The organism is Streptomyces sp. NPDC058751 (assembly GCF_042746485.1).
Classification (GTDB): domain Bacteria; phylum Actinomycetota; class Actinomycetes; order Streptomycetales; family Streptomycetaceae; genus Streptomyces.
This window is the reverse complement of record NZ_JBHYPZ010000012.1, coordinates 73,957-97,187: the sequence shown is the minus strand read 5'-3', so window position 1 is coordinate 97,187 and position 23,231 is coordinate 73,957. Positions and strand designations below refer to the sequence as shown.

18 protein-coding genes are annotated in these 23,231 nt (G+C 70.9%); 9 read left to right on the top strand and 9 right to left on the bottom strand.

The window, feature by feature from the left end; genetic code table 11:
• Positions 1-157 precede the first annotated feature (157 nt).
• The 3 genes from ACFW6B_RS14095 to ACFW6B_RS14085 form a co-directional block, all read right to left on the bottom strand.
• Complete coding sequence (locus ACFW6B_RS14095; RefSeq protein ID WP_386595504.1) at positions 158-1,105, bottom strand: beta-ketoacyl-ACP synthase III; 948 nt, start codon at positions 1,103-1,105, stop codon at positions 158-160.
• A gap of 135 nt (positions 1,106-1,240) precedes the next feature.
• Positions 1,241-1,429 (bottom strand): hypothetical protein, encoded by a 189-nt coding sequence (locus ACFW6B_RS14090; protein WP_386595502.1) that lies wholly within the window; start codon positions 1,427-1,429, stop codon positions 1,241-1,243.
• Positions 1,398-2,729: an OFA family MFS transporter gene (locus tag ACFW6B_RS14085; RefSeq protein WP_386595500.1), complete on the bottom strand. Its 1,332-nt coding sequence runs from the start codon at positions 2,727-2,729 to the stop codon at positions 1,398-1,400. Before ACFW6B_RS14085 ends, ACFW6B_RS14090 begins: the two co-directional genes overlap by 32 nt.
• A 225-nt stretch (positions 2,730-2,954) precedes the next feature.
• Between ACFW6B_RS14085 and ACFW6B_RS14080 the strand changes: the two genes are divergently transcribed.
• On the top strand, positions 2,955-3,926 hold the full coding sequence (locus tag ACFW6B_RS14080) for a 2-dehydropantoate 2-reductase (protein ID WP_386595498.1): 972 nt from the start codon (positions 2,955-2,957) through the stop codon (positions 3,924-3,926).
• Between the two features lie 174 nt (positions 3,927-4,100).
• Positions 4,101-4,964 (top strand): formate dehydrogenase accessory sulfurtransferase FdhD, encoded by an 864-nt coding sequence (gene fdhD, locus ACFW6B_RS14075; protein ID WP_386595496.1) that lies wholly within the window; start codon positions 4,101-4,103, stop codon positions 4,962-4,964.
• Between the two features lie 132 nt (positions 4,965-5,096).
• On the opposite strand, the gene ACFW6B_RS14070 is transcribed toward fdhD, so the two are convergent.
• On the bottom strand, positions 5,097-5,639 hold the full coding sequence (locus ACFW6B_RS14070; RefSeq protein ID WP_386595494.1) for an isochorismatase family protein: 543 nt from the start codon (positions 5,637-5,639) through the stop codon (positions 5,097-5,099).
• Between the two features lie 234 nt (positions 5,640-5,873).
• On the opposite strand from ACFW6B_RS14070, the gene ACFW6B_RS14065 reads away from it, so the two are divergent.
• A complete protein-coding gene (locus tag ACFW6B_RS14065; RefSeq protein ID WP_386595492.1) occupies positions 5,874-7,820 on the top strand; it encodes an exo-alpha-sialidase in 1,947 nt (648 codons plus the stop codon).
• Here ACFW6B_RS14065 and ACFW6B_RS14060 read toward each other — a convergent pair.
• Positions 7,817-8,932: a bile acid:sodium symporter family protein gene (locus ACFW6B_RS14060; RefSeq protein WP_386595490.1), complete on the bottom strand. Its 1,116-nt coding sequence runs from the start codon at positions 8,930-8,932 to the stop codon at positions 7,817-7,819. The genes ACFW6B_RS14065 and ACFW6B_RS14060 overlap by 4 nt on opposite strands.
• Before the next feature lie 144 nt (positions 8,933-9,076).
• Between ACFW6B_RS14060 and ACFW6B_RS14055 the strand changes: the two genes are divergently transcribed.
• The 5 genes from ACFW6B_RS14055 (at position 9,077) to ACFW6B_RS14035 (ending at position 14,681) form a co-directional block, all read left to right on the top strand.
• Positions 9,077-9,964, top strand: a complete 888-nt coding sequence (locus tag ACFW6B_RS14055) for a LysR substrate-binding domain-containing protein (RefSeq protein ID WP_386595488.1) — start codon at positions 9,077-9,079, stop codon at positions 9,962-9,964.
• Positions 9,965-10,234: 270 nt separating this feature from the next.
• Positions 10,235-12,061 (top strand): AMP-dependent synthetase/ligase, encoded by a 1,827-nt coding sequence (locus tag ACFW6B_RS14050; protein ID WP_386595486.1) that lies wholly within the window; start codon positions 10,235-10,237, stop codon positions 12,059-12,061.
• Between the two features lie 139 nt (positions 12,062-12,200).
• The gene (locus ACFW6B_RS14045) at positions 12,201-12,779 is read left to right on the top strand and encodes a TetR/AcrR family transcriptional regulator (RefSeq protein WP_386595484.1); all 579 of its coding nucleotides are present in this window, start codon (positions 12,201-12,203) and stop codon (positions 12,777-12,779) included.
• 101 nt (positions 12,780-12,880) lie between these two features.
• A complete protein-coding gene (locus ACFW6B_RS14040; protein ID WP_386595482.1) occupies positions 12,881-13,663 on the top strand; it encodes an oxidoreductase in 783 nt (260 codons plus the stop codon).
• A gap of 226 nt (positions 13,664-13,889) precedes the next feature.
• Positions 13,890-14,681, top strand: a complete 792-nt coding sequence (locus ACFW6B_RS14035; protein WP_386595671.1) for an aldo/keto reductase — start codon at positions 13,890-13,892, stop codon at positions 14,679-14,681.
• A gap of 105 nt (positions 14,682-14,786) precedes the next feature.
• On the opposite strand, the gene ACFW6B_RS14030 is transcribed toward ACFW6B_RS14035, so the two are convergent.
• The 4 genes from ACFW6B_RS14030 to ACFW6B_RS14015 form a co-directional block, all read right to left on the bottom strand.
• Entirely contained in the window at positions 14,787-15,488 is a 702-nt protein-coding gene (locus ACFW6B_RS14030; protein WP_386595479.1) for an SDR family oxidoreductase, read from the bottom strand.
• 141 nt (positions 15,489-15,629) lie between these two features.
• The gene (locus tag ACFW6B_RS14025) at positions 15,630-16,607 is read right to left on the bottom strand and encodes a class I SAM-dependent methyltransferase (protein WP_386595478.1); all 978 of its coding nucleotides are present in this window, start codon (positions 16,605-16,607) and stop codon (positions 15,630-15,632) included.
• Between the two features lie 163 nt (positions 16,608-16,770).
• Positions 16,771-18,492, bottom strand: a complete 1,722-nt coding sequence (locus ACFW6B_RS14020) for a glycoside hydrolase family 6 protein (RefSeq protein WP_386595476.1) — start codon at positions 18,490-18,492, stop codon at positions 16,771-16,773.
• A gap of 11 nt (positions 18,493-18,503) precedes the next feature.
• Positions 18,504-19,982 carry a cellulase family glycosylhydrolase gene (locus tag ACFW6B_RS14015; protein WP_386595474.1) on the bottom strand — a complete coding sequence of 493 codons (1,479 nt, stop codon included), beginning with the start codon at positions 19,980-19,982 and terminating at the stop codon, positions 18,504-18,506.
• Between the two features lie 255 nt (positions 19,983-20,237).
• Between ACFW6B_RS14015 and ACFW6B_RS14010 the strand changes: the two genes are divergently transcribed.
• Positions 20,238-23,162 carry a glycoside hydrolase family 48 protein gene (locus ACFW6B_RS14010; RefSeq protein ID WP_386595471.1) on the top strand — a complete coding sequence of 975 codons (2,925 nt, stop codon included), beginning with the start codon at positions 20,238-20,240 and terminating at the stop codon, positions 23,160-23,162.
• The last annotated feature ends 69 nt before the right edge of the window (positions 23,163-23,231 follow it).

Below are 23,231 nucleotides of genomic sequence, written 5' to 3'. Positions count from 1 at the left end.
CACGGTCCCTCCCTGGGCAGCGTCGCCGCCGCGATAGGAAAGTCGATTGTCAATTGTCTTTCGCCTACAGTCTACGGCGCGCAAAAGCTTCGCAGGCAAGGGAGTTGGGCTTGTCACACCGGGGGACGCGGGGGCCGGGCGGACGGCCCGGACCGTCTCACGGGCAGCGGACGACCTGCCCGGCGTAGGAGAGGTTGCCGCCGAAGCCGAACAGCAGGACGGGGTCGCCGGTGGAGATCTCCCCGCGCTCGACGAGCTTGGAGAAGGCGAGCGGGATGCTCGCGGCGGAGGTGTTCCCGGAGTCGACGACGTCGCGCGCGACGACGGCGTTCACCGCGCCGATCTTCAGGGCGAGCGGCTCGATGATGCGCAGGTTGGCCTGGTGCAGGACGACCCCGGCGAGGTCCTCGGGCGCGAGGCCGGCGCGCTCGCAGGCCTTCCGGGCGATCGGCGGGAGCTGCGTGGTGGCCCAGCGGTAGACGCTCTGCCCCTCCTGCGCGAACCGCGAGGGGGTGCCCTCGATGCGCACCGCGTGCCCCATCTCCGGCACCGAGCCCCACAGCACCGGCCCGATGCCGGGCTCCTCGCCGTCGGGGCAGGCCTCGACGACGGCGGCCCCCGCGCCGTCCCCGACCAGGACGCACGTGGTGCGGTCGGTCCAGTCCGTCACGTCGGTCATCTTGTCGGCGCCGATGACGAGCGCCCGGGTCGCGGCACCGGCGCGCACGGTGTGGTCGGCGGTGGCGAGGGCGTGGGTGAACCCGGCGCAGACGACGTTGACGTCCATCGCGGCCGGCGAGGGGATGCCGAGGCGGGCGGCGACCCGGGCGGCCATGTTCGGGGAGCGGTCGACGGCCGTGGAGGTGGCGACGAGGACGAGGTCGATGTCGCCGGGCGCCAGCCCCGCCGAGGCGAGCGCCTTGGCGGCGGCGTGCGCGGCCAGCTCGTCGACCGGTTCCCCGGGCCCGGCCATGTGGCGGGTCCGGATGCCCACGCGGCTCCGGATCCACTCGTCACTGGTGTCGACCATGCCCGCCAGGTCCTCGTTCGTGAGTACCTTGGCGGGCTGGTAATGGCCGACGGCGGCGATCCGTGTGCCGTTCATGGGTGGTTCCCCTCGTGCCTCGGGTGCGGGATCCACCAGTCTGATCAATGACTCACCAGTACGGCGGCAGGTGAAGGAACAGGATTACGGCGCCAGGCTTGTCGGCTTCTGTCAGACCTTGGGACGTCCGAACATCTAGCCCGAGAACAGCTGGGTCGCCTTCTGTACGAGTTCGTAGACGCCGTAGCCCAAGGGGGCTCCCACCCACAGCCAGGCGAAGGCGGTCAGCGCCCGCCGGTCCGGCGGAGCCGTGACGCCGTCGCCGTCGGGTGGGGCCGGGGGGCCGTCGGCGTCAGGCGGACTCGGGCTGCTGTCGTGCGACATCGGCGGCCTCCCTCGGCGCGGGGATGTGATGGCGGGCGTGCACGGGGCGTACGAGCTCGTTGGCGACGAAGCCGACGGCGAGCAGCCCGATCATGATCAGGAACGACAGTCCGTACAGGGACGAGCCGTGTCTGCCCGCCGCCTCCTGGTGGTCGGCGATCCGGTTCACGATCAGTGGTCCGAGGACGCCCGCGGTGGACCAGGCGGTGAGCAGCCTGCCGTGGATGGCGCCGACCTGGTAGGCGCCGAACAGGTCCTTCAGATACGCCGGGACCGTGGCGAAGCCTCCGCCGTAGAAGGAGAGGATCACCAGCGCGCCCAGGACGAACACCGGTTTGGAGGAGTCCCCGAGCCACGCGATGAGCGCGTACGTCAGGGCGCCGACCCCGAGGTAGACCCGGTAGACGTTCTTGCGCCCGATCAGGTCGGAGGTCGAGGACCAGCCGATCCGGCCGGCCATGTTGGCGGCGGAGAGCAGGGCGACGAACCCGGCGGCCGCGGAGGCCGTGACCGGGGTGGAGGTGTCCGCGAAGAAGTCCGTGATCATCGGGGCGGCCTTCTCCAGGATGCCGATGCCCGCCGTCACGTTCGTGCACAGGACGACCCACAGGCACCAGAACTGCGGGGTGCGGACGGCGTCGCGCGCGGAGACCTGGACGCCGTCGAGCGCGCTCGGGCCGGAACCGGCGGGCCTCTCGCCGCGCGGCACGCGCACCAGCAGCACGCCGAGCCCCATGAACACGGCGTACGCCAGCCCGTGGACGAGGAAGGCGGCCGCGATCCCGGAGGAGTCGGAGCCGAACGACTTCAGCATCCGGGCGGACCAGGGCGAGGCGATCAGCGCGCCGCCGCCGAAGCCCATGATCGCGATGCCGGTGGCCATTCCGGGCCGGTCCGGGAACCACTTGATCAGGGTGGAGACGGGTGAGATGTAGCCGATGCCGAGTCCCGTGCCGCCGACGAGGCCGTAGCCGAGGACGATCAGCCAGTACTGCTCGGTGGCCGCCCCGAGCGCGGAGACGAGGAAACCGGAGGAGAAGCAGACGAGGGCGACGGTCATGGCCCAGCGCGGGCCCTTGCGCTCGACGAGGGTGCCGCCGAACGCGGCCGACAGGCCGAGCATCACGATGGCGAGCTGGAAGGGCAGCGCGCTCTGGGTTCCGCTGAGACCGAGCGCGGATTCGAGCGGCGGCTTGAACACGCTCCAGGCGTAGGCCTGGCCGATGGAGAGGTGGACCGACAGGGCGGCCGGCGGGACGAGCCAGCGGCTCCAACCGGGCGGTGCGACAGGAGGGCTCATGATCCGGGACCATAGGAACCGGCCGCCCGGCTGTGAAGCGGTGCGACCGAACCCGGTCGACCGTATGGGATGAACGGTATCCCTGGCGCGACGAACGGTCGTCGCGCCGTCTCCCGAACGGTCGTCGCGCCGTCCCTTGCCCCCATTCATTCCATCCTGTAGACAATATTTCGTCGACAGAGTTCGGCAGTTCCTCGGTACCCTCGACCGAACGGAGCGCCCACAGTGAGAGTCGCAGTTCTCGGCGCCGGTGCGATCGGCGCCTACGTCGGCGCCGCCCTGCACCGCGCGGGCGCCGACGTGCACCTCGTCGCCCGTGGACCGCATCTCGCGGCCATGAGGCAGCACGGCGTCCAAGTCATCAGTCCGCGCGGGGACTTCACCGCGCACGCCCACGCCACCGACGACCCGGCCGAGATCGGTCCGGTCGACTACGTCTTCCTCGGCCTGAAGGCCAACTCGTACGCGTCGTGCGGGCCGCTGATCGAGCCCCTGCTGCACGGCACGACGGCGGTCGTCGCCGCCCAGAACGGCATTCCCTGGTGGTACTTCCACCGGCACGGCGGACCCCACGACGGCCACCGGGTGGAGAGCGTGGATCCGGGCGGCGCGGTCAGCGCGGTACTGGCCCCGGAACGGGCCGTCGGATGCGTCGTGTACGCCGCGACCGAACTGGCGGGACCGGGCGTCGTCCGTCACCTCGAAGGCACCCGGTTCTCCGTCGGGGAACCCGACCGGTCCGTCTCGGCGCGCTGCCGCGCGTTCAGCGACGCCATGCGGGAGGGCGGGCTGAAGTGCCCGGTCGAACCCGACCTGCGCAACGACATCTGGCTCAAGCTGCTCGGCAACATCTCCTTCAACCCGATCAGCGCGCTGGCCCGGGCCACGATGCGGCAGATGTGCCTGCACGGCGGGACGCGCAGGGTCATCGAGATCATGATGACCGAGACGCTGACCGTCGCCGAGGCACTCGGCTGCGAGGTCGGGGTGTCCATCGAGCGGCGCCTCGCGGGCGCCGAGCGGGTCGGCGACCACCGCACCTCCACGCTCCAGGACCTGGAGCGCGGCAAGCCGCTGGAACTCGACGTGCTGCTCGCGGCCGTCGTGGAGCTGGCGGAGATCACCGGGGTGCCGGTCCCGACGCTGCGCACCGTGCACGCCATCTCGGACCTGCTCGCGCTGCGGACGGCCGCGTGAGCGCGGATCGGGCGGCGCTCCGGGCGAGGCGCCCCGTGGCCCGCCCCGCGGGTGCAGGACAATGAGAGCGTGGAGGCCGCCTCCACCGCACGCCCCGGGCGACCCGGGTGTCAACCGGCGACCGCAAGGGCCGACCCGGCCGGCCGCACGTACGGAAGCGGGACTGATCAGGACATGGGACGAGTCACGGAACGACGCAAGGTGATCCGCGTCCGGAACGGGGCCGTGAGCTCCCGTCCGGACACGCTCGTCGCCGAGGAGCCCATGGAGATCCGGCTGAACGGCAAGCCGCTGGCGATCACCATGCGCACCCCGGGCGACGACTTCGCGCTGGCCGCGGGCTTCCTGGTGAGCGAAGGGGTGCTGGGGCGGGCCGACGAGCTGCAGAACATCGTGTACTGCGCGGGGGCCACGGCGGACGGCTCCAACACGTACAACGTCGTCGACGTGCGGACGGCGCCCGGTGTCGTCGTCCCCGACATCACGCTCGAACGCAATGTGTACACAACGTCCTCGTGCGGCCTGTGCGGCAAGGCGAGTCTGGACGCCGTCCGTACGACGGCCCGCTGGAGCGTCGACGACACGGCGGGCGGCACCACTCCCCCGGTGCGGCTGGAACCCGACCTGCTCGCGAGCCTCCCCGACCGGCTGCGCGCGGCCCAGCGGGTCTTCGACCGGACCGGGGGTCTGCACGCGGCGGCGCTGTTCACCGAGGAGGGGGAACTGGTCGACATACGCGAGGACGTGGGCCGGCACAACGCGGTCGACAAACTGGTCGGCCGCGCCCTGCAGAACGGCACGCTCCCGCTCTCCCGGACCGTCCTGCTGGTCTCCGGCCGGGCGTCCTTCGAGCTGGCGCAGAAGGCGGTGATGGCGGGCATCCCGGTGCTGGCGGCCGTCTCCGCCCCGTCGTCCCTGGCCGTCGACCTCGCGGCGGAGACCGGCCTGACCCTGGTCGGCTTCCTGCGCGGCGCCGACATGAACGTGTACGCGGGCGAGCACCGCATCACCCTGCGGGCCACGGCCGGCCAGGGCTGACACCGGCTCCCCGCGACACGGCGGCGGGGCCCCGGACGGCGGGGAGCGCCCCCTGCGCCGGAGGGGCCCCGCCTCGGCCCCGGGCCGGCGCGGCCGCCGCCGTGCGCGACGGGCTCCGCCCGCGGCCGGGCCTCAGCGGACCGAGAAGCGCACCTCACCCGCGGTCACGACCGTGCCGAGCCGCGGGAAGTCCAGACGGACGGAGGCGTCGTGCTCGGGGGCGGTGAACGCAGCCATCGCGTCCTCGACGAAGACGAGGTCGTAGCCGAGGTCACCGGCGGCGCGCGCGGTCGACTCGACCCCGAGGTTGGTGGCGATCCCGCCGAACACCAGGGTGGAGACGCCGTGTTCGCGCAGCCGCTCGTCGAGGCCGGTGCCCTGGAACCCGCCGATGGTCCGCTTCACGACCTCCAGGTCACCCTCCGCGACGAGTCCGGCGACCAGGCCGCTCCCGGGCGGCTGCTCGGCGACTCCGGGCCGCTCGACCCGGACGAGCACGACGAGCGCGCCCGCCTTCCGGAAGGATTCCGCCAACTCCTCCGAGGTGGCGAGGACTTCGGTCCCCTTGTACGGCTCCAGGGGCAGCGCCACGATGCGCTCCATCAGATCGACGAGCACAAGGGCCGTGCGCGCCGGGTCGAGGGCGAGGCGGGGTTCGGTTTCGGGTACGGTCATGACGGAACGTTAGCCCGCATCAGCCGTCCGTACCGGAAATCCGGGTCGACGAGCCCGTGAACCGCTCCCCGCCGGACGGACGCACGGGCGTGCGAATTCTGGCGTGAACACGACCGATGCATGCTCCTTGTGGGGTGCTTTGGAGCCCAAGTAGCCTCTGCGGCGCGAACGTTGGACGTGGGATGTCCCGAGAATCCGGATTGCCCAGCCGCCGTACGAAGGGCAGGTCGCTCCATGCCGTCACGCCTCGCCACCCGTCCGAGACCCGTCTTCGCCACCCGTCCGAGATCCGCCCCCGCCGTCCGGCCCGGCCCCCGCTCCTTCCGGGCCCGCCTCACGGCCGCCCTGACCACCGTCCTCGGCATCGCGGCGCTGGTCGCTTTCCCGGGCACGGCACGGGCCGAACCGACCCCGGTCGCACCCGAGTTCGAGCAACAGGTGCTGTTCAAGGCCTCCCAGGATCCGGGCTACGCCTGCTTCCGCATCCCCTCGGTCGTCCGGACGACCGAGGGGACACTGCTGGCGTTCGCCGAGGGACGGGTCCTCAACTGCGGTGACGCGGCCGACATCGACATCGTGGTGAAGCGCTCCGGCGACGGCGGCCGCACCTGGGGCCCGCTCCAGGTCGTCAACGAGGGGAACGGGGACACCCACGGCAACCCCACCCCGGTCGTGGACCGTGAGACCGGCCGGATCGTGCTGGCGGAGACCTACAACACGGGCCGTGCGGACAGTGCCGGCTGCTCGGTGCCCTGCGACCGCACCCCGCACCTGCAGTACAGCGACGACGACGGTCTGAGCTGGTCGCAGCCGCGCGACCTGAGCTCCGAGATCCTGCCCGCGGACTGGAACTCCTGGTACGCCACCGGTCCCGTGCACGGCATCCAGCTCACCCGCGGACGGCACGCGGGACGGCTCGTGTTCGCCGTCAACACCGAGACCTGGGACGGCGGCCGGGTCACCGCCAACCACGCCGCCCTCATCACCAGCGACGACGGCGGCGAGCACTGGGACATCGGGGCGAGCGACTCCTGGCCGATCGCGGCGGACGGCACCTTCCGGCAGAAGCCGTCCGAGATGACGCTCACCGAGCGCGCCGACGGATCGGTCCTGGTCAGCGGCCGCGAGCAGGACGGCACCGACCTGGGGCACCGCACCCAGGCGGTCAGCAGGGACGGCGGCGACAGCTTCGTGTCCCCCTTCCGTGACGTCCCGGACCTCTACACGCCCCAGGTGCAGGGCTCGACGCTGCGTGTCGGGAACCGGATCCTGCTGTCCTGCCCCGCCGACCCCGACCGCCGCCGGACCATGATGATCCGCTCCTCCTACGACGGCGGGCGCACCTGGGACAGCGTGGACCGCGGGACGGTCGTCACCACGGACTGGTCGGGCTACTCCGATCTGGTGGGCGTCGACGGCGGGACCGTGGGTCTGCTGTACGAGGGCGGCGCGGTCGACGCGCGCGACGAGATCCGCTTCGCCCGCTTCACCGAGGACTGGCTCGAGCCGCGCCGGGGCCCGGACCCGACGACGGCCGACCTCGCCCCGTTCACCCGGCGGGCGGCGGTCCTCGGCGGGCCGAACGGGACCGCCGGCGTCCTCGGCGGCGGGCTGGAGTTCGACGGCACCGACGACGCCGTACGGCTGCCGTACCAGGACAGGCTGGCGCTGGGGGCGAAGGACTTCACGGCGTCCCTGTGGTTCCGCTACACGGCCACCAGCGGTGAGCAGCCCCTGCTGTGGATGGGCGGGATCGGCACGAACCAGCCACAGGTGTGGCTGCGCGGGGAGCCCGCGTCCAACCGGATCACCGGGCTCATCACCACCAGGAACGGCGCGTCGCCCCCGGCCACGGCGTTCGCGCGCACCACGGGCGCCTTCAACGACGGCCGGTGGCACCATCTGGCGCTGCGCCGCGGCGGGGGACGGCTCACCCTGTTCGTCGACGGGACGACCGTCAGCGCGGCGGACGTGCCCGGAACTGTCAGCCGGAACTCGCCGTTCGGCGTGCACGTCGGCCAGCGGATGGACAGCCGGGCCTTCTTCACCGGGGCGATCGACGACGTACGGGTCCACGACCGCGCGTTGAGCGACGAGGAACTGTCGGCACCGCCCTCGCGGAAGCTCACCCCGGGCACCGTCCTGTGGCTGCCGATGGACCGGGTGAGCGGGGACGGTTAGCCTCCCGTCGTCACGGCCGGGGAGACCCGGGGCCTGGCGGAGCGGGCCGGGCCGGTGGTCCGGCCCGCTCCTTCCGCCGTACCTCCCGCGCCTTTCGCGCCGCCGGTGCCGGACCGTTCGTCCGGGCCCGGCCCGCCGCTCGCCTCCGGGTCACGCGCGCGGCGCCTGGCGATCACCGCGCACACCATGAGCTGCATCTGGTGGAAGAGCATCAGCGGGAGCACGGCGAGGGAGGCGTGCGCGCCGAACAGGACGCCGGCCATGGGAAGGCCCGAGGCCAGCGACTTCTTGGACCCGGCGAACTGGACGGCGATCCGGTCCTCCCTGCCGAAGCGCAGGGCCTTCGCGCCGTACCAGGTCAGCAGGAGCATCACACCGAGCAGCAGCGCCTCGACGAGGAGGAGCCCCGCCAGCCGCACGGCGCTCACCCGGCTCCAGACGCCCTGCACCATGCCCTCGCTGAACGCGGTGTACACGACGAGCAGGATGGAACCGCGGTCGACGAGGCCGAGGACCTTCTTGTGACGGGTGACGAAGGAACCGATCCAGGGGCGCAGCAACTGCCCGGCCGTGAACGGCACCAGCAGTTGCAGCACGATCCTGACCAGCGAGTCCGTGGAGAAGCCGCCGCCGCTGCCGCCGAGGAGGAGTGCGGCGAGCAGCGGGGTGACGACGATGCCCGCGAGCGAGGAGAAGGAGCCCGCGCAGATGGCGGCGGGCACGTTGCCGCGGGCGATGGAGGTGAAGGCGATCGACGACTGGACGGTCGAGGGGACGAGCGTGAGGAAGAGGAGGCCGGTGTAGAGGTCGTGCGTCAGGAACACCGGCTCCAGGCCGCGGGCGGCGAGGCCGAGCAGCGGGAACACCACGAAGGTGCAGATCAGGACCGCACCGTGCAGCCGCCAGTGTTTGAGGCCGTCCATCGCCTCGCGTGTGGACAGGCGTGCGCCGTACAGGAAGAAGAGGAGGGCGATGGCCGCCGTGGACGCGCCCGAGGCGACGTCCGCCGCCGTTCCGCTCGCCGGGAACAGTGCGGCGAGGCCGACGGTCCCGAGCAGCAGCAGGACGTAGGGGTCGACCGGCATCCAGCTCGGCCACTGCAGGCGTTTCACGGTGCTCCACTGCTCGGTTGCTCGGTGCGGTACGTCCGGTCCTCGTCGGCGGATCGTGCCCTCTCCATCGTCCTCTCCCGGGCCGCGATCGGGAATCCGTCATACCGCTCTGACTGTCATCACGTATCGCGATAACGTGGTGCCGTGTACGACCCGTCCCAGCTGCGTACGTTCCTGGCGGTGGCCCAGACGCTGAGCTTCACGCAGGCCGCCAGGCGGCTCGGGGTGCGCCAGTCCACGGTCAGCCAGCACGTGCGCCGGCTGGAGGACGCCGCCGGACGGCAGTTCTTCTCCCGCGACACCCACTCCGTCGAGCTCACCGAGGACGGCGAGGCGATGCTCGGGTTCGCGCGGCGGATCCTGGAGGTGCAGGAACAGGCGACGGCGTTCTTCACGGGGACCCGGCTGAGGGGCCGGCTGCGCTTCGGCGCGTCCGAGGACTTCGTGCTGACCCGGCTGCCGGAGATCCTGGAGGGGTTCCGCACCGACCATCCCGAGGTGGACCTGGAGCTGACGGTCGAGCTGTCCGGGACCCTCCACGAGCAGCTCGCCGCCGGGCACCTCGATCTGGTGCTGGCGAAGCGGCGGCCCGAGGACCCGCGCGGCGAGCTCGTGTGGCACGACCGGCTCGTGTGGATCGGCGCCGAGCGGCTGCGGCTCGACCCGGACCGGCCGGTCCCGCTGATCGTCTACCCGCCCCCGGGCATCACCCGCGCGCTCGCCCTCGAAGCTCTGGAGCGCCAGGGCCGGCCGTGGCGCATCGCCTGCACCAGCGGCAGTCTCAACGGCCTGATCGCGGCGGCCCGCGCGGGCCTCGGCGTGATGGCGCACTCGCGGGGCCTGGTGCCGCCCGGTCTGGTCCGGGTGCCGGAGCGGGCGGGGCTGCCGGAGCTCGGCGAGGTCGACTTCGTCCTGGTGCACGGCCGCCGGCGGCCGTCCGCGCAGGACGCCGCGGACGCGCTGGCGACGGCGATCCTGGCGGGCGGCGACCGGCTGCACCGGGGGCGGCGCGGCCAGGGCCGGCGGAACTAGGGCCGACAGCGGGCGAACCATCCGGAATCAGATATTCCGGAACAACCTCCGCGGCGTTCGGCCCCACGCGAGGTCGTAGCGATTCCGTGGAGATCAAGGGGACAAAACCTACGGAACCGTAAGGGATTCTGTCCGGCCCTTCCCGTTGTGCGGCATTTCCGTGGTTGACCTGTGCGGACGCCGCACCCCTCGGCGGTTCGGCCCCCCTCCCGTCCGCTCGCGTGGTGGGGTAGCTTTCACGGCGCTGTGCGGAGGCCACGAGGAGCGGTATTGCGCGAGTTCACCAACCCCCTGCCGGCGTCGGCGCCACCGGTGGGCGGCCTGGCCGACGCCGTGTTCGAGTACGCCAAGGTGGACCCGCTCCACGTCGCGCTCGGCCGCAAGGACGATCAGGGACGGTGGCGCGACGTCACCTCGGCCGAGTTCCGCGACGAGGTCCTGGCGCTCGCCAAGGGCATGCTGTCCCAGGGCGTCCGCTTCGGCGACCGGGTCGCCATCATGTGCCGCACCCGCTACGAGTGGACCCTCTTCGACTTCGCCCTGTGGACGATCGGCGCCCAGGTCGTGCCGATCTACCCCACCTCCTCCGCCGAGCAGGTCCACTGGATGCTGCACGACGCGCAGGTGTCGGCGGTCATGGTGGAGCACGAGGACCACGCGATGACCATCGCCACGGTCGTCGACAAGCTGCCCCAGCTGCACAAGCTGTGGCAGCTCGACGTGGGCGCGGTGCACGAGCTGTACGAGGCGGGCGCGCACATCGACGACGAGGTGGTCCACCGGCACCGCCGCGCGGTCACCCCCGAATCCGTCGCGACGATCATCTACACCTCGGGCACGACGGGACGCCCCAAGGGCTGCGTCCTCACGCACGCGAACTTCATGTTCGAGGCCGACACCGTCATCGCGCGCTGGGAACCCGTCTTCCACTCCAAGCGCGGCGACGAGGCGACCACGCTGCTGTTCCTGCCGCTCGCGCACGTCTTCGGGCGGATGGTGCAGATCGCCGCGTTCCGCGGGAGGGTCAAGTTCGGGCACCAGCCCCAGCTCAACGCGTCCGCGCTGCTGCCGGACCTCGCCGCCTTCCGGCCCACCTTCTTCCTGGCCGTGCCGTACATCTTCGAGAAGGTCTTCAACGCCGCACGCCGCAAGGCCGAGAAGGAGGGCAGGTCCGCCCCCTTCGAGAAGGCCGTGGACGTCGCCGTGCGCTACGCCGACGCCCTCGAGTCCAAGGCCTGGGGCACCGGTCCGGGCCCCTCGGCGGGCCTGCGCATGCAGCACCAGGTCTTCGACAAGCTCGTCTACTCCAAGGTGCGGGCCGCCATGGGCGGCCGGGTCAGGCACGCGATGTCGGGCGGCTCGGCGATGGACCGGCGGCTCGGGCTGTTCTTCGCGGGCGCGGGCGTCACCATCTACGAGGGGTACGGGCTCACCGAGTCCACCGCCGCCGCCACCGCCAACCCGCCCGAGCTCACCCGGTTCGGCACCGTCGGACAGGCGATCCCCGGCACCACCGTGCACATCGCGGAGGACGGCGAGGTCTGGCTGAAGGGCCGCAACGTGTTCCGGGGCTACCTGAACAACGACAAGGACACCGACGCCACGCTGCACGACGGCTGGCTGGCCACCGGCGACCTCGGGTCCCTCGACGAGGACGGCTACCTCACGATCACCGGCCGCAAGAAGGAGATCCTGGTGACCTCCGGCGGCAAGAGCGTCTCGCCGGGCGTGCTGGAGGAACGGGTCCGGGACCATCCGCTGGTCGCGCAGTGCATAGTGGTCGGCAACGACCGGCCGTACGTCGCGGCCCTCGTCACCCTCGACTCCGAGGCCGTCGAACACTGGCTCCACATGCGCGGCAAACCTCCGCTGCCCGCCGGCGACCTGGTGCGCGATCCCGATCTGGAGACCGAGGTGCGGCGTGCCGTGGTCGCCGCGAACACCATGGTCTCGCAGGCCGAGTCGATCCGCACGTTCCGGATACTGGCCAACCAGTTCACCGAGGAGCACGGCCTGCTGACGCCGTCGCTGAAGCTGAAGCGAAAGGCGATCGAGAAGGCGTACTCGGCCGAGGTCGAGGCCCTCTACCGGACGTAGTGCGGGTGGACCGCCCCACCGGACGCGGTGCGGGTGGACCGCGAGGAAGCGGAGCCCGGGCCGGGCTTTCGCCGAGCGGTGGTGTCCGGCGCGGCCATTTACTTGACCTCAAGGTCAAAAACCTTGCTACGGTGACGCCATGGGCAGGCCGAAGGAGTTCGATCCGGACGCGGCGGTGGAGCGCGCGATGGGCGTGTTCTGGCGCAAGGGGTACGCGGCGACGACGCCCCAGGACCTCGTGGACGAGATCGGCATCGGCAAGGGCAGCCTGTACAACACCTTCGGCAGCAAGCACGCGCTGTTCGAGCGGGCGCTGGCACGCTACCGGGACTCACAGGCGGCGTGGCTCACGGCACTCCTCGACCGTCCCGGTTCGGCGAAGGACCGCCTGCGGGGCGCGCTGGAGGCGCTGGTCGAGCTCGACCTGGGCGACCCGGACCGGCGCGGCTGCATGGCGGTCAACACCGCGGCCCAGTCGGCCCCCTGGGACCCCGGGACGGCCGACACCGTACGCAAGATGTTCGCGCGGACGGAGAGCGCGTTCCGGGCGACCGTCGAGGAAGGCCGGCGGGCGGGCGAGATCGACGGTGATCGCGACGCGGCGGCGGTGGCCGCCTGGCTGCTGGCGACGGTGATCGGCATGCGGGTACTGGCGAAGACCGCCGAGGACGCCACGCAGTTGAAGCGGGTCGTGGACGCGGCGATGGCGTCGCTGTAGCGCGGCACCGCCCACCGGCACCCCCCTTGCCACGGCCTTTTCGCGGCCTTTTCACGGCCTTGTTTTGTACCTGAAGTTCAAAAATCTACAGGGAGTCGAACATGGAGCTCGATCTCGCGGGGAAGACCGCCGTCGTCACCGGAGCCGGCCGGGGTATCGGCCTCGCGATCACCCGGCAGCTCGTCGCCGAGGGGGTCCGGGTGGTCGGGGCGGCCCGTACGGTCACCGCCGGACTGAAGGAGACCGGGGCCCGTCCGGTCGCGGTCGACCTGAGTACGCCGGAAGGCGCCGAGGAGCTGGGGGCGCGGGCGCTCGCGGAACTCGGCGGCGTGGACGTCCTGGTCAACAACCTGGGCGGTGGCGACACGTTCAACCCGGACGGGTTCCTCGCGACCGACGACGCCCTGTGGGCACAGAGCTTCGAGGTCAACCTGTTCGGCACGGTCCGGGTCACCCGCCGGCTGCTGCCGAGCATCCTGGAGCGCCGCGGTTCGGTGGTGAACATCTCGTCCATGAGCGCGCGCCTGCCGGGCACGGGCCCGATCGAGTACAGCGTCGCGAAGGCGGGTCTCAACGCGTTCGGCAAGGCACTGTCCGAGGAGTTCGGTCCCCGGGGCGTACGGGTGAACACCGTCTCCCCCGGCCCGACGCGTACCGGCGCGTGGGAGGACGACGACCGCTTCGGCGCCCGCCTCGCCGAGGCGAACGGCGTCGGACACCGCGACTTCGTGGCCGGGGTCCCCGCGGCGATGGGCATGACCACCGGCCGCATGGTCGAACCCGCCGAGGTCGCGGCCGTCGTCGCGTTCCTCGTCTCGGACCGCGCGGCGAGCACGACCGGCGCCGACTACGTCGTCGAGGGCGGCGGCATCAAGACGGTGTGAGGTGCGCGAGGGGGACGACGCGCCCGGAACCCGCGACCGGGAACTCCGCAAACTTCGGCGCGATTGATCGGACTATTTCAGCCAATCTTCGATTCCCCGCGCCCGGGGCCCGGTCAGGAATGCATCACGGCCCGTGATCGTTGACCATACGAAGACCACCCGACGACTGAAGGATCGAGAGCTCGTGAGCAAGGTCCCCCCGATCATCCTGAACAACGGCGTCGAGATGCCGCAGCTCGGCTTCGGCGTCTGGCAGGTGCCGGACGACGAGGCGGAGCGGGCGGTCGCCACCGCACTGGAGTCCGGGTACCGCAGCATCGACACAGCGGCGATCTACGACAACGAAGAGGGCACCGGCAAGGGCGTGCGCGCCTCCGGCATCGCCCGCGAGGAGCTCTTCGTCACCACCAAGCTCTGGAACAGCGACCAGGGGTACGACTCCACGCTGCGTGCCTTCGACACCTCGCTGGAGAAGCTCGGCCTGGACTACGTCGACCTGTATCTGATCCACTGGCCGACACCGTCCCGGGGTCGTTACGTCGACACGTTCAAGGCCTTCGAGAAGATCTACGCCGACGGCCGCGCCAAGGCCATCGGCACCTCGAACTTCCTTCCCGAGCACCTGGAGAAGCTGATCGAGGAGACGTCCGTGATCCCGGCCGTCAACCAGATCGAGCTGCACCCGCACCTCCAGCAGCGCGCGGCCCGCGAGTTCCACGCCGAGCAGGGCATCGCCACCGAGGCCTGGTCGCCGCTGGGCCAGGGCAAGGGCCTCCTGGAGGTCCCGGCGATCATCGCCGTCGCCCAGAAGCACGGCCGCACACCGGCCCAGATCGTCCTGCGCTGGCACCTCCAGGTCGGCAACGTCGTGATCCCGAAGTCCGTGACCCCGTCCCGGATCAAGGAGAACATCGACGTCTTCGACTTCTCCCTGGACACCGAGGACATCGCGGCGATCTCCGCGCTGAACGAGGACCGCCGCATCGGCCCGGACCCGGCCGTCTTCGACGTCGGCTGACCGGCCCGTCCGGCACCGAGGCCGCGGGCCCGGACGCGCGACGCGTCCGGGCCCGCGGCCTTGCGGGAGCGGCCCGAGGGGCGGGGCGTCCTCCCCCGGCGCGGGTCAGACGGGCTGGCCGACGGGGCGGACGACCACTGTGTTCACGTCGACGCCCGCCGGCTGCCCGACCGCCCAGACGATCGAGTCGGCGAGCTGGTCCGCCGTCAGGAGCCGCCCCGGCGGCAGGCTGCCGTAGCCGTCCCAGAACGGGGTCTCCACCCGGCCCGGCGAGATCAGTGTCACGCCCACGCCGTACTCGGTGACCTGGCGCCTGGTGTTCTCGGCGAGCCCGGTCACCGCCCACTTGGTCGCGCCGTAGATGTTGCCGGGCGTGTTCACGTGCCCGGCGACACTGCCGATGAGCACGACGCGGCCACGGGACTCCTTGAGCGCGTCGATGGACGCCCTGATGAGCAGCGCGGGCCCCAGCACGTTGGTCAGCACCATCTCCGGCCAGCCGGCCGGGTCCCCGTCCGCGACCGTGTCGTGGGTGGCGAAGCCGGCGTTGGCGACGACCGTGTCGAGCCGCCCGAACTCCTTGAGCGTCGCCTCGACCGCGGCCCTGACCTGGTCGTACTCCGCCGCGTGCCCGACGATCGTCAACAGCCCCTCGGGGCGGCCCAGTTCCTCGGCGAAGGCGTTCAGCCGCTCTTCTCCGCGACCGGTGACGGCCACCCGGTGCCCGGCGTCGAGCAGCCGGCGGGCGACCGCGGCTCCGATGCCGCTTCCGCCTCCGGTGATCAGTGCGACAGGAGATCCGGCCATTTTCTGCCCCCAGGGTTGTCCGGCCGGGCGTGGCCCGGCGGTACGGCGAACGGCGAACGGCGAACGGCGAACGGCGAACGGCGGGAGTCCATCACTTGGAGCGCGCTCGATGTCAAGGCCCGCCGCCCGCGTGCGCGGGGACTACTCCGGCTTGACCCCCACGTACACCGTCATCGCCGTCAGGACGAACACGTCCGGGCGGTGGTGCACGCTCGCCTTGTCGTCCGGGTCGAGGAGCCGGTCGAGCGTGGCGAGGTCCTCGGCGTCGAGCGCCTCGGCGAGGCCCTCGCGCCTGCGGGTGAGGGCGGTGACGACGAAGGAGCGGGCCTCGTCCGAGACCGGGGCGGGCAGGTCGAGCAGGAAGGTGCGGGTCGCCGTGTGGCGCAGTCCGACGGCGGTGAGCAGGGCGGGCCAGTCCTCCGTCTCCGCCACCGATCCGGGCAGCTCGGTCCGCATGCGGGTGAACCACTCGTCGTGCACCGCGTCGATGCGGGCCTCCAGGCCGGGCCTGCCGATGCCGGTGTCGCGCGGGAGGAAGCGCGTGGGCAGGCCACCCTCCAGCAGGGCGAGGGTGCCGCCGGGGGCCAGGCTCCGGGCGAAGCCGGTGAGCGCGGCCCGCTGGTCACCGACGTGGTGCAGCGACCTGCTGGCCCACAACAGGTCCGCGGGGTACTCCAGGTCTCCCACGCCCTCGGAGAGTTCGGCCTCGATCGTGCTGAACCGGTCGGCGAAGCCGAGCCGCCCGGCACGGGCGCGGGCCTCCGCGAGCAGGGGCTCCGCGCTGTCCACGGCGACGACCCGCGCGCCGGGGAACTTCTCGGCGAGCAGGCCGGAGATGACCCCGGGGCCGCTGCCCGCGTCCACGATCAGTCCGGGATCGGGCCGCCGCCCCCGCAGCCACTCGGCCGCCTGGACGTACGCCGGGGTGAACAGCTCGGCCTCCTGCACCAGCATGGGCAGCATCTGGGCGAAGTCCATGTGGGTGTGGCCGTCGCCGTGCCCGTGGCCCGGCGCGGAGCCCTGGTGGTGGCGGTGGTCGTGTGCCGCGCCCCGCTGGTGCGCCGGGCCGTGGCCGCTGCCGGAACAGCCGTCGTGGTGGTGGTCGTGGTCCTGTGCCATGGGACGGGCCTCTCTCTCGGTATGAGGACAGCGTGCTCCGCCCCTCCCGGAAACGGCCAGTCGTGTTGCTCTAACGGCAAAAAGCGGGCGCCCCCGGAAAGCCGGGGGCGCCCGCGGTGCCGGTGCGCGCGGTCAGCCGGTCACAGGGCGCGCGGCCGGCCGGTCACAGGGCGGGGTACGCGTTCTTCATGAGCTCCTGGAACTGGGCCGAGAACCAGTGCCCCGAGAGCGGGGCGTTCGGCAGCGCGCCGGAGAGGCTGTTCCCGTTGCGGGCGTTGCCCGTGTAGGTCGGGTCGCACATCCGGTCGAAGCCCTTGCCCTCGTCGTTCGCGATCGCCGAGCTGGAGCCGTCGGACTCGCCCGGAGGCTTCATCCACACGTAGGCGTCGATGCCGGTCGCCGGTGCCGCCTTCGGCCGCTCGCCGAGGCCCGCGCCCGACTGGTTGCACCAGTTGCCCATGTGGATGCGGCGGTCGTAGCGGCCGCCGTCGACGTAGGTGTCGACGCTGGTCGTCGCGCCGGGTCCGGTGGGCCGTGCGGTGCCGCCCCAGCCGTTCCTGGAGGTGTCGATCAGCATGCCGATGCCGGAGTCGAAGCCGACCGAGACGAGCTGGTTGCGGAAGGCCTGGGCGTAGGAGAGCTCGTCGACGTAGCGGTTCCAGTCCACCCACTTGGACTGGCGCACCGAGGTGCCGTTCACCGTGTCGTTGATGGTGAAGTTGTTCTCCTTCAGGGCACTGTAGTTCGCCGTGTTGGTGATGAACCCGTGCACGTCGCCGACCTTCGCGCCCTCACTGGTCGCGGCCTGCTTGAACAGGGTCGCGGAGGGGGCGAAGTTGTCGTCCCAGCCGAGCCAGCCGTGGTGGCCGGCGTCGATGTAGTTGTAGACGTTGGGGATCGCGCCGAGCTTGGCGAGCGCGTAGCCGACGCCCTTCACGTAGTTCCCGTTGGCGAGCATGGTGTCGCACGCGGGTGTGGCGGTGGCGCGGCTGCCGGTGTTGGTGACGAGGTTCGGCAGCGAGTCGATCTCGATGGTCGTGACGATGCGCAGCGAGGCGTACTTGCTGTCGGAGAGGATCGCCGCGATCGGGTCGATGAACTGCGTCTTGTACTTGTCGATCTCCGTCGGGCCGAGTTCGCCGTTGGAGGCGAGGGCCGCGCAGTCACGTCCGGGCAGGTCGTAGACGACGAGCTGGACGACCTCTTCGCCGCTGCCCTTCTGGGCGAGCGCCGCGTCGAGGTGGGCGCGCAGCCCCATGCTCGTGGACGAGCCGTTGATCGCGGCGATCCGGTCGAGCCAGACGCCGGTGGGCTGGTTGGAGATCCGGCTGCCGCCGGTCTCGGCGGCGGCCTTCGCCGACCACTCGGGGTTCACGTACACCTTGGCACCGGCGTACGGGTTGTCGACGCGGGTGCCGGTGCCGCCTCCGCCTCCCCCGCCTCCGCCGCTGCCCCCGTCGTCGACGTTGCAGGTGACACCGTCGAGGGTGAAGGACGTCGGGATCGCGTTGGTGCCGCTGTAGGAGCCGTTGAAGCCGAAGCTGACCGAACCACCGCTGGCCAGCGTGCCGTTGTAGCTCTCGTTGTTCGCGGTGACCGCGGTGCCGCTCTGGGTGATCTTGCTGTTCCAGTAGCTGGTGACCCTCTGGTTGCCGGCGTAGGCCCACTTCACCGACCAACTGGACTTGGCAGCACCGTTGTTGGTGACGGTGACGGCGGCGGTGAAGCCGCTGTCCCACTGGTTCTGCACCTTGTAGTCGACGGTGCAGGGGACGGCCGCGACGGCGGCGGTGCCGGGCTCGGCGGGGACGGCCGCGGCGGCTCCGCCCGTTCCCGCGGCGATCAGGGCGAGTGCCCCGAGGACGGCTGTTCTTGCACGGCTCATGTGCGGGTTCCTTATCCGTTGAGGGCGCGCAGGTGGTCGCGCAGCCCGATGCCGTAGGAGGTCGGAGTTCCGTCGTAGTTCGAGATCAGCGACGGGCCGGAGGAACAGTCCCAGGTGTTCCAGGTCCAGCCGAGGTAGGAGAGCCCCCGGTCGTCGAACCACTTCATGACGGTGTCGGTGAACGCGTGGGAGCAGGTGTTCTCCCCGATCTCCCCAGCCACCAGCGGTACTTGGGCGGCGACGGGAGCGAGGGTCGAGTTCCAGCAGCTTTCGCTCGCGCAGGTGTTGAAGTTGTAGACGTGGTACGCGGCGACGAGATTGCCCGCGGGATCGCTGGGCCTGTACGTCAGCCACTGGCTCAGGTCGTTGGAGTACGCGAGACCGCCGGCCAGGATCAGGTTCTTGGCGCCGGTGCCGCGTACCGCGTCGACCAGGTCCTGCATTCCGGCGACCTCGTAGGAGATGCCGGGGCAGCTGCCGCCGTCGCGCCAGCAGGTCCACGCCTGGGTGGCCGTGGAGGTCGCGCGGTCCGGGTAGGGCTCGTTGAACAGGTCGAAGGCGACGGCCTGGTCGTCCTTGAAGGTGTTCGCTACCGAGGTCCAGAAGGACGGTGTGTACTGCGCGTCGGACATCGGCTTCTGGCAGGTGGCGTGCACGTCGGAGCAGCCCGCCGAGTTGCCGGTGTACTGGCCGTAGCTCCAGTGCAGTTCGACGACCGGCGTCATGCCGTGCGCCTCGACCTTGGCCACCAGGTCCTTGACGGCGGCGATGTAGTTGGCGCCCGCGTACTCCGGCTTGATGTTGGAGAGTCCCAGCCAGCACTCCTCGTTCAGCGGGATGCGGACCGTGTTGGCCTTCCAGTCGGCGATGGCCTTGACGGAGGCGTCGTCGACGGGACCGTCGAAGAAGCCGTAGCCCTGGACGCACATGAACTCGCCGCCGGAGCGGTTGACGCCGAGCATCCTGCGGGTGGCTCCCGCGGAGTCGACCAGCTTGTTGCCCGAGACGTGCAGTTTCGGCGCCCCACCGCCGGTCGGCGGTGGATCGGTCGGGGTGGGCGTGGGCGTGGGCTGGGTGTCCACGTTGCAGGTGGTGCCGTTGAGCCGGAAGGCCGTCGGCACCGCGTTGCTGCCCGACCAGGACGCGAGGAAGCCGGCGCTGACGCTCGCGCCGCTCGCGAGCGAGCCGTTCCAGCTCTCGTTGGCCGCGGTCACCGTCGTACCGGACTGGGACCACTTGGCGTTCCAGCCCTGGGTGACCTTCTGGCCGTTCGGGAAGTCGAAGCCGAGGCTCCAACCGCTCAGCGCGGCCATGTTGTTGGTGATTCTCACGGCGCCCTGGAAGCCGGTGTCCCACTGGCCGGTGACCGAGTACTCCACCGTGCACGCGGGAGTTGCTCCCGAGGCCGTGACGACCGGCGCGACGGCCGTGCCCACGAGGGCGACCGCGGCACCGATCACTAAGAGAGACAGACGCGGGGGGTGACGCATGAAGCGACTCCTTGCAGCTCTGGCACGCCGTGACGGACGCGCCGACTGATGGAACCGCTCCCACTGGTGCGGATGAAGCTAGCGCCAAGTGCCCCCGTTGCACAGAGGGGTTGCACAGTCGATCAATCGAATCATTTCGACTCTTCAAGCACCTTGACCGCTCACACCCCCCTCTCCAATATGGGAGCGCTCCCACTGGTTCAAGGCTTGTTGCTCCTCCCCCCATTCTCCGAGCCGCAAGGAGGAACCAGCACCATGGATCCCAGCCCTCGATGGAGACGTCGTCGCAGATCACGGCGCCTGTGGACCGCCGTAGTGGCGGCTCTGGCCCTTCCGCTCGCGACACTGGCCACCGGTACGACTCCCGCACACGCGGCCGCCCTCCAGTGCAGCGTCGACTACAAGACCAACGACTGGGGCTCCGGCTTCACCGCGGATCTGACGATCACCAACCGGGGCACCGACGCCATCAACGGCTGGACCCTGAGTTACGCCTACACGGGCAACCAGACGCTCACCAACGGCTGGAACGGCACCTGGTCCCAGTCCGGCAAGGCGGTCACCGTCAAGAACGCCTCGTGGAACGGGACGATCGGCGCCGGGACCGCCGTGACCACCGGCGCGCAGTTCACCTACAGCGGCACCAACACCGCCCCCGCCTCCTACGCCGTCAACGGCACCACCTGCACCGGCGCGCACCAGCCGCCGATCACCGTGCTGACCAGCCCGGCGGCGGGCGCCGTCTACACCCAGGGCGACGCCGTCCCGATGGCCGCGACCGCGGCGGCGGCCGACGGCGCGACCATCTCCAAGGTCGAGTTCTACGACGACACGACCCTGCTCGGCACCGACACCAGCTCGCCGTACACGCTGGCGGCGTCGGGGCTCGCCGTCGGCGCCCACTCCGTCGTCGCGAAGGCGTACGACAGCCTGGGCGCGTCGGCGGCCTCCACCCCCGTCGGCATCACGGTCGCCTCGGGGCCGGCGATCGTCGCATCGCCGACCCAGCTCGGCGTCCAGCAGGGCAAGTCGGGGACGTTCACGGTCAAGCTCTCGACCCAGCCGAGCGCCAACGTGACGGTGGCGGTGGCCCGTACGGACGGCAACACCGGGCTGTCGGTGACCGGCGGTTCGAGTCTGACGTTCACCCCGTCCAACTGGAACACCGCCCAGACGGTGACCATCACCGCCGACGCCTCGGGCACCGGGTCCGCGACCTTCACGGCCTCGGCGACCGGTCAGGCCAAGGCGACCGTCACCGTGACGGAACTGGCCGCGACGAAGACGTACGACGCGCGCTTCCTGGACCTCTACGGCAAGATCACCAACCCGGCGAACGGCTACTTCTCCCCCGAGGGCATCCCCTACCACTCGGTGGAGACGCTGATCGTCGAGGCGCCCGACCAGGGACACGAGACGACGTCCGAGGCGTACAGCTATCTGATCTGGCTCCAGGCGATGTACGGGAAGGTCACCGGCGACTGGTCGAAGTTCAACGCCGCGTGGACGACCATGGAGACGTACATGATCCCCACGCACGCCGACCAGCCGACGAACTCCTTCTACACCGCGTCCAAACCGGCCACCTACGCGCCCGAGCTGGACACCCCGAACGAGTACCCGGCCAAGCTCGACACCGCGGTCTCCGTCGGTTCCGACCCGATCGCCTCCGAGCTGAAGAGCGCCTACGGCACGGACGACGTGTACGGCATGCACTGGCTCCAGGACGTGGACAACACCTACGGCTACGGCAACGAGCCCGGCAAGTGCGAGGCCGGTCCGACCGCCACGGGTCCCTCGTACATCAACACCTTCCAGCGCGGGGCGCAGGAGTCGGTGTGGGAGACGGTGCCGCAGCCGACCTGCGACGCCTTCAAGTACGGCGGCAAGAACGGCTACCTGGACCTCTTCACCGGGGACTCCTCGTACGCCAAACAGTGGAAGTACACGAACGCCCCGGACGCCGACGCGCGTGCGGTGCAGGCCGCGTACTGGGCCGACCTGTGGGCCAAGGCCCAGGGCAAGGGCGCCGACGTGTCCGCGACGGTCGGCAAGGCCGCGAAGATGGGCGACTACCTCCGCTACTCCATGTACGACAAGTACTTCAAGAAAATAGGCAACTGCGTCGGTCCGGCGGCCTGCGCCGCGGGTACCGGCAAGGACGCCTCGCACTACCTGCTCTCCTGGTACTACGCCTGGGGCGGCGCGACCGACACCTCGGCGGGCTGGGCCTGGCGCATCGGCTCCAGCCACACCCACGGCGGCTACCAGAACCCGCTGGCCGCCTACGCGCTCAGCACCAACGCCGACCTGAAGCCCAAGTCGGCGACGGGCGCCTCGGACTGGGCCACCTCGCTGACCCGCCAGCTGGAGTTCTACCGCTGGCTCCAGTCGAGCGAGGGCGCCATCGCGGGCGGCGCGACCAACAGCTGGGCGGGCCGTTACGCGACGCCTCCCACGGGGACGCCGACCTTCTACGGCATGTACTACGACCAGCAGCCGGTGTACCACGACCCGCCGTCCAACCAGTGGTTCGGCTTCCAGGCGTGGTCCATGGAGCGGGTCGCCGAGTACTACCAGCAGACGGGGAACGCGAGCGCCAAGGCGGTCCTCGACAAGTGGGTCGCGTGGGCGCTGTCCAAGACCACGATCAACCCGGACGGCACCTACCAGATCCCCTCCACCCTCCAGTGGTCCGGCGCCCCCGACACCTGGAACGCGTCGAGTCCCGGTTCCAACAGCGGACTCCACGTCACCGTCGCCGACTACACGAACGACGTGGGCGTGGCCGCCGCGTACGCCAAGACCCTGTCGTACTACGCCGCGAAGTCCGGAAACACCCAGGCGAAGACGACGGCCAAGGCGCTCCTGGACGGCATGTGGGGCAACTACCAGGACGCCCTCGGCATAGCCGTCCCGGAGACCCGCGCCGACTACAACCGCTTCGACGACGGCGTGTACGTGCCGAGCACCTTCACCGGCACGATGCCGAACGGCGACGCGGTCAACTCCTCCTCCACCTTCGCCTCGCTGCGGTCCTTCTACAAGGACGACCCTGCCTGGTCGAAGATCCAGAGCTATCTGGCGGGCGGCGCCGCGCCCGTCTTCACGTACCACCGGTTCTGGGCGCAGGCGGACATCGCCCTCGCCATGGGCTCGTACGCGGAGCTTCTCGAATAGTCCCCGCCGTGGCTCCGGGTACGCGGTCCTGTCCCTGACGGCAGGGCCACCGGCCGGGCGGTCCCTCAC

What these genes read in the sequence shown, in the direction of transcription:
- ACFW6B_RS14015 (WP_386595474.1), bottom strand. Translation starts at nt 19,982, where the DNA reads ATGCGTCACCCCCCGCGTCTGTCTCTCTTAGTGATCGGTGCCGCGGTC.
- ACFW6B_RS14030 (WP_386595479.1), bottom strand. Translation starts at nt 15,488, where the DNA reads ATGGCCGGATCTCCTGTCGCACTGATCACCGGAGGCGGAAGCGGCATC.
- ACFW6B_RS14090 (WP_386595502.1), bottom strand. Translation starts at nt 1,429, where the DNA reads ATGTCGCACGACAGCAGCCCGAGTCCGCCTGACGCCGACGGCCCCCCG.
- ACFW6B_RS14035 (WP_386595671.1), top strand. Translation starts at nt 13,890, where the DNA reads ATGCCGCAGCTCGGCTTCGGCGTCTGGCAGGTGCCGGACGACGAGGCG.
- ACFW6B_RS14095 (WP_386595504.1), bottom strand. Translation starts at nt 1,105, where the DNA reads ATGAACGGCACACGGATCGCCGCCGTCGGCCATTACCAGCCCGCCAAG.
- fdhD (WP_386595496.1), top strand. Translation starts at nt 4,101, where the DNA reads ATGGGACGAGTCACGGAACGACGCAAGGTGATCCGCGTCCGGAACGGG.
- ACFW6B_RS14085 (WP_386595500.1), bottom strand. Translation starts at nt 2,729, where the DNA reads ATGAGCCCTCCTGTCGCACCGCCCGGTTGGAGCCGCTGGCTCGTCCCG.
- ACFW6B_RS14040 (WP_386595482.1), top strand. Translation starts at nt 12,881, where the DNA reads ATGGAGCTCGATCTCGCGGGGAAGACCGCCGTCGTCACCGGAGCCGGC.
- ACFW6B_RS14025 (WP_386595478.1), bottom strand. Translation starts at nt 16,607, where the DNA reads ATGGCACAGGACCACGACCACCACCACGACGGCTGTTCCGGCAGCGGC.
- ACFW6B_RS14065 (WP_386595492.1), top strand. Translation starts at nt 5,874, where the DNA reads ATGCCGTCACGCCTCGCCACCCGTCCGAGACCCGTCTTCGCCACCCGT.
- ACFW6B_RS14045 (WP_386595484.1), top strand. Translation starts at nt 12,201, where the DNA reads ATGGGCAGGCCGAAGGAGTTCGATCCGGACGCGGCGGTGGAGCGCGCG.
- ACFW6B_RS14010 (WP_386595471.1), top strand. Translation starts at nt 20,238, where the DNA reads ATGGATCCCAGCCCTCGATGGAGACGTCGTCGCAGATCACGGCGCCTG.
- ACFW6B_RS14070 (WP_386595494.1), bottom strand. Translation starts at nt 5,639, where the DNA reads ATGACCGTACCCGAAACCGAACCCCGCCTCGCCCTCGACCCGGCGCGC.
- ACFW6B_RS14020 (WP_386595476.1), bottom strand. Translation starts at nt 18,492, where the DNA reads ATGAGCCGTGCAAGAACAGCCGTCCTCGGGGCACTCGCCCTGATCGCC.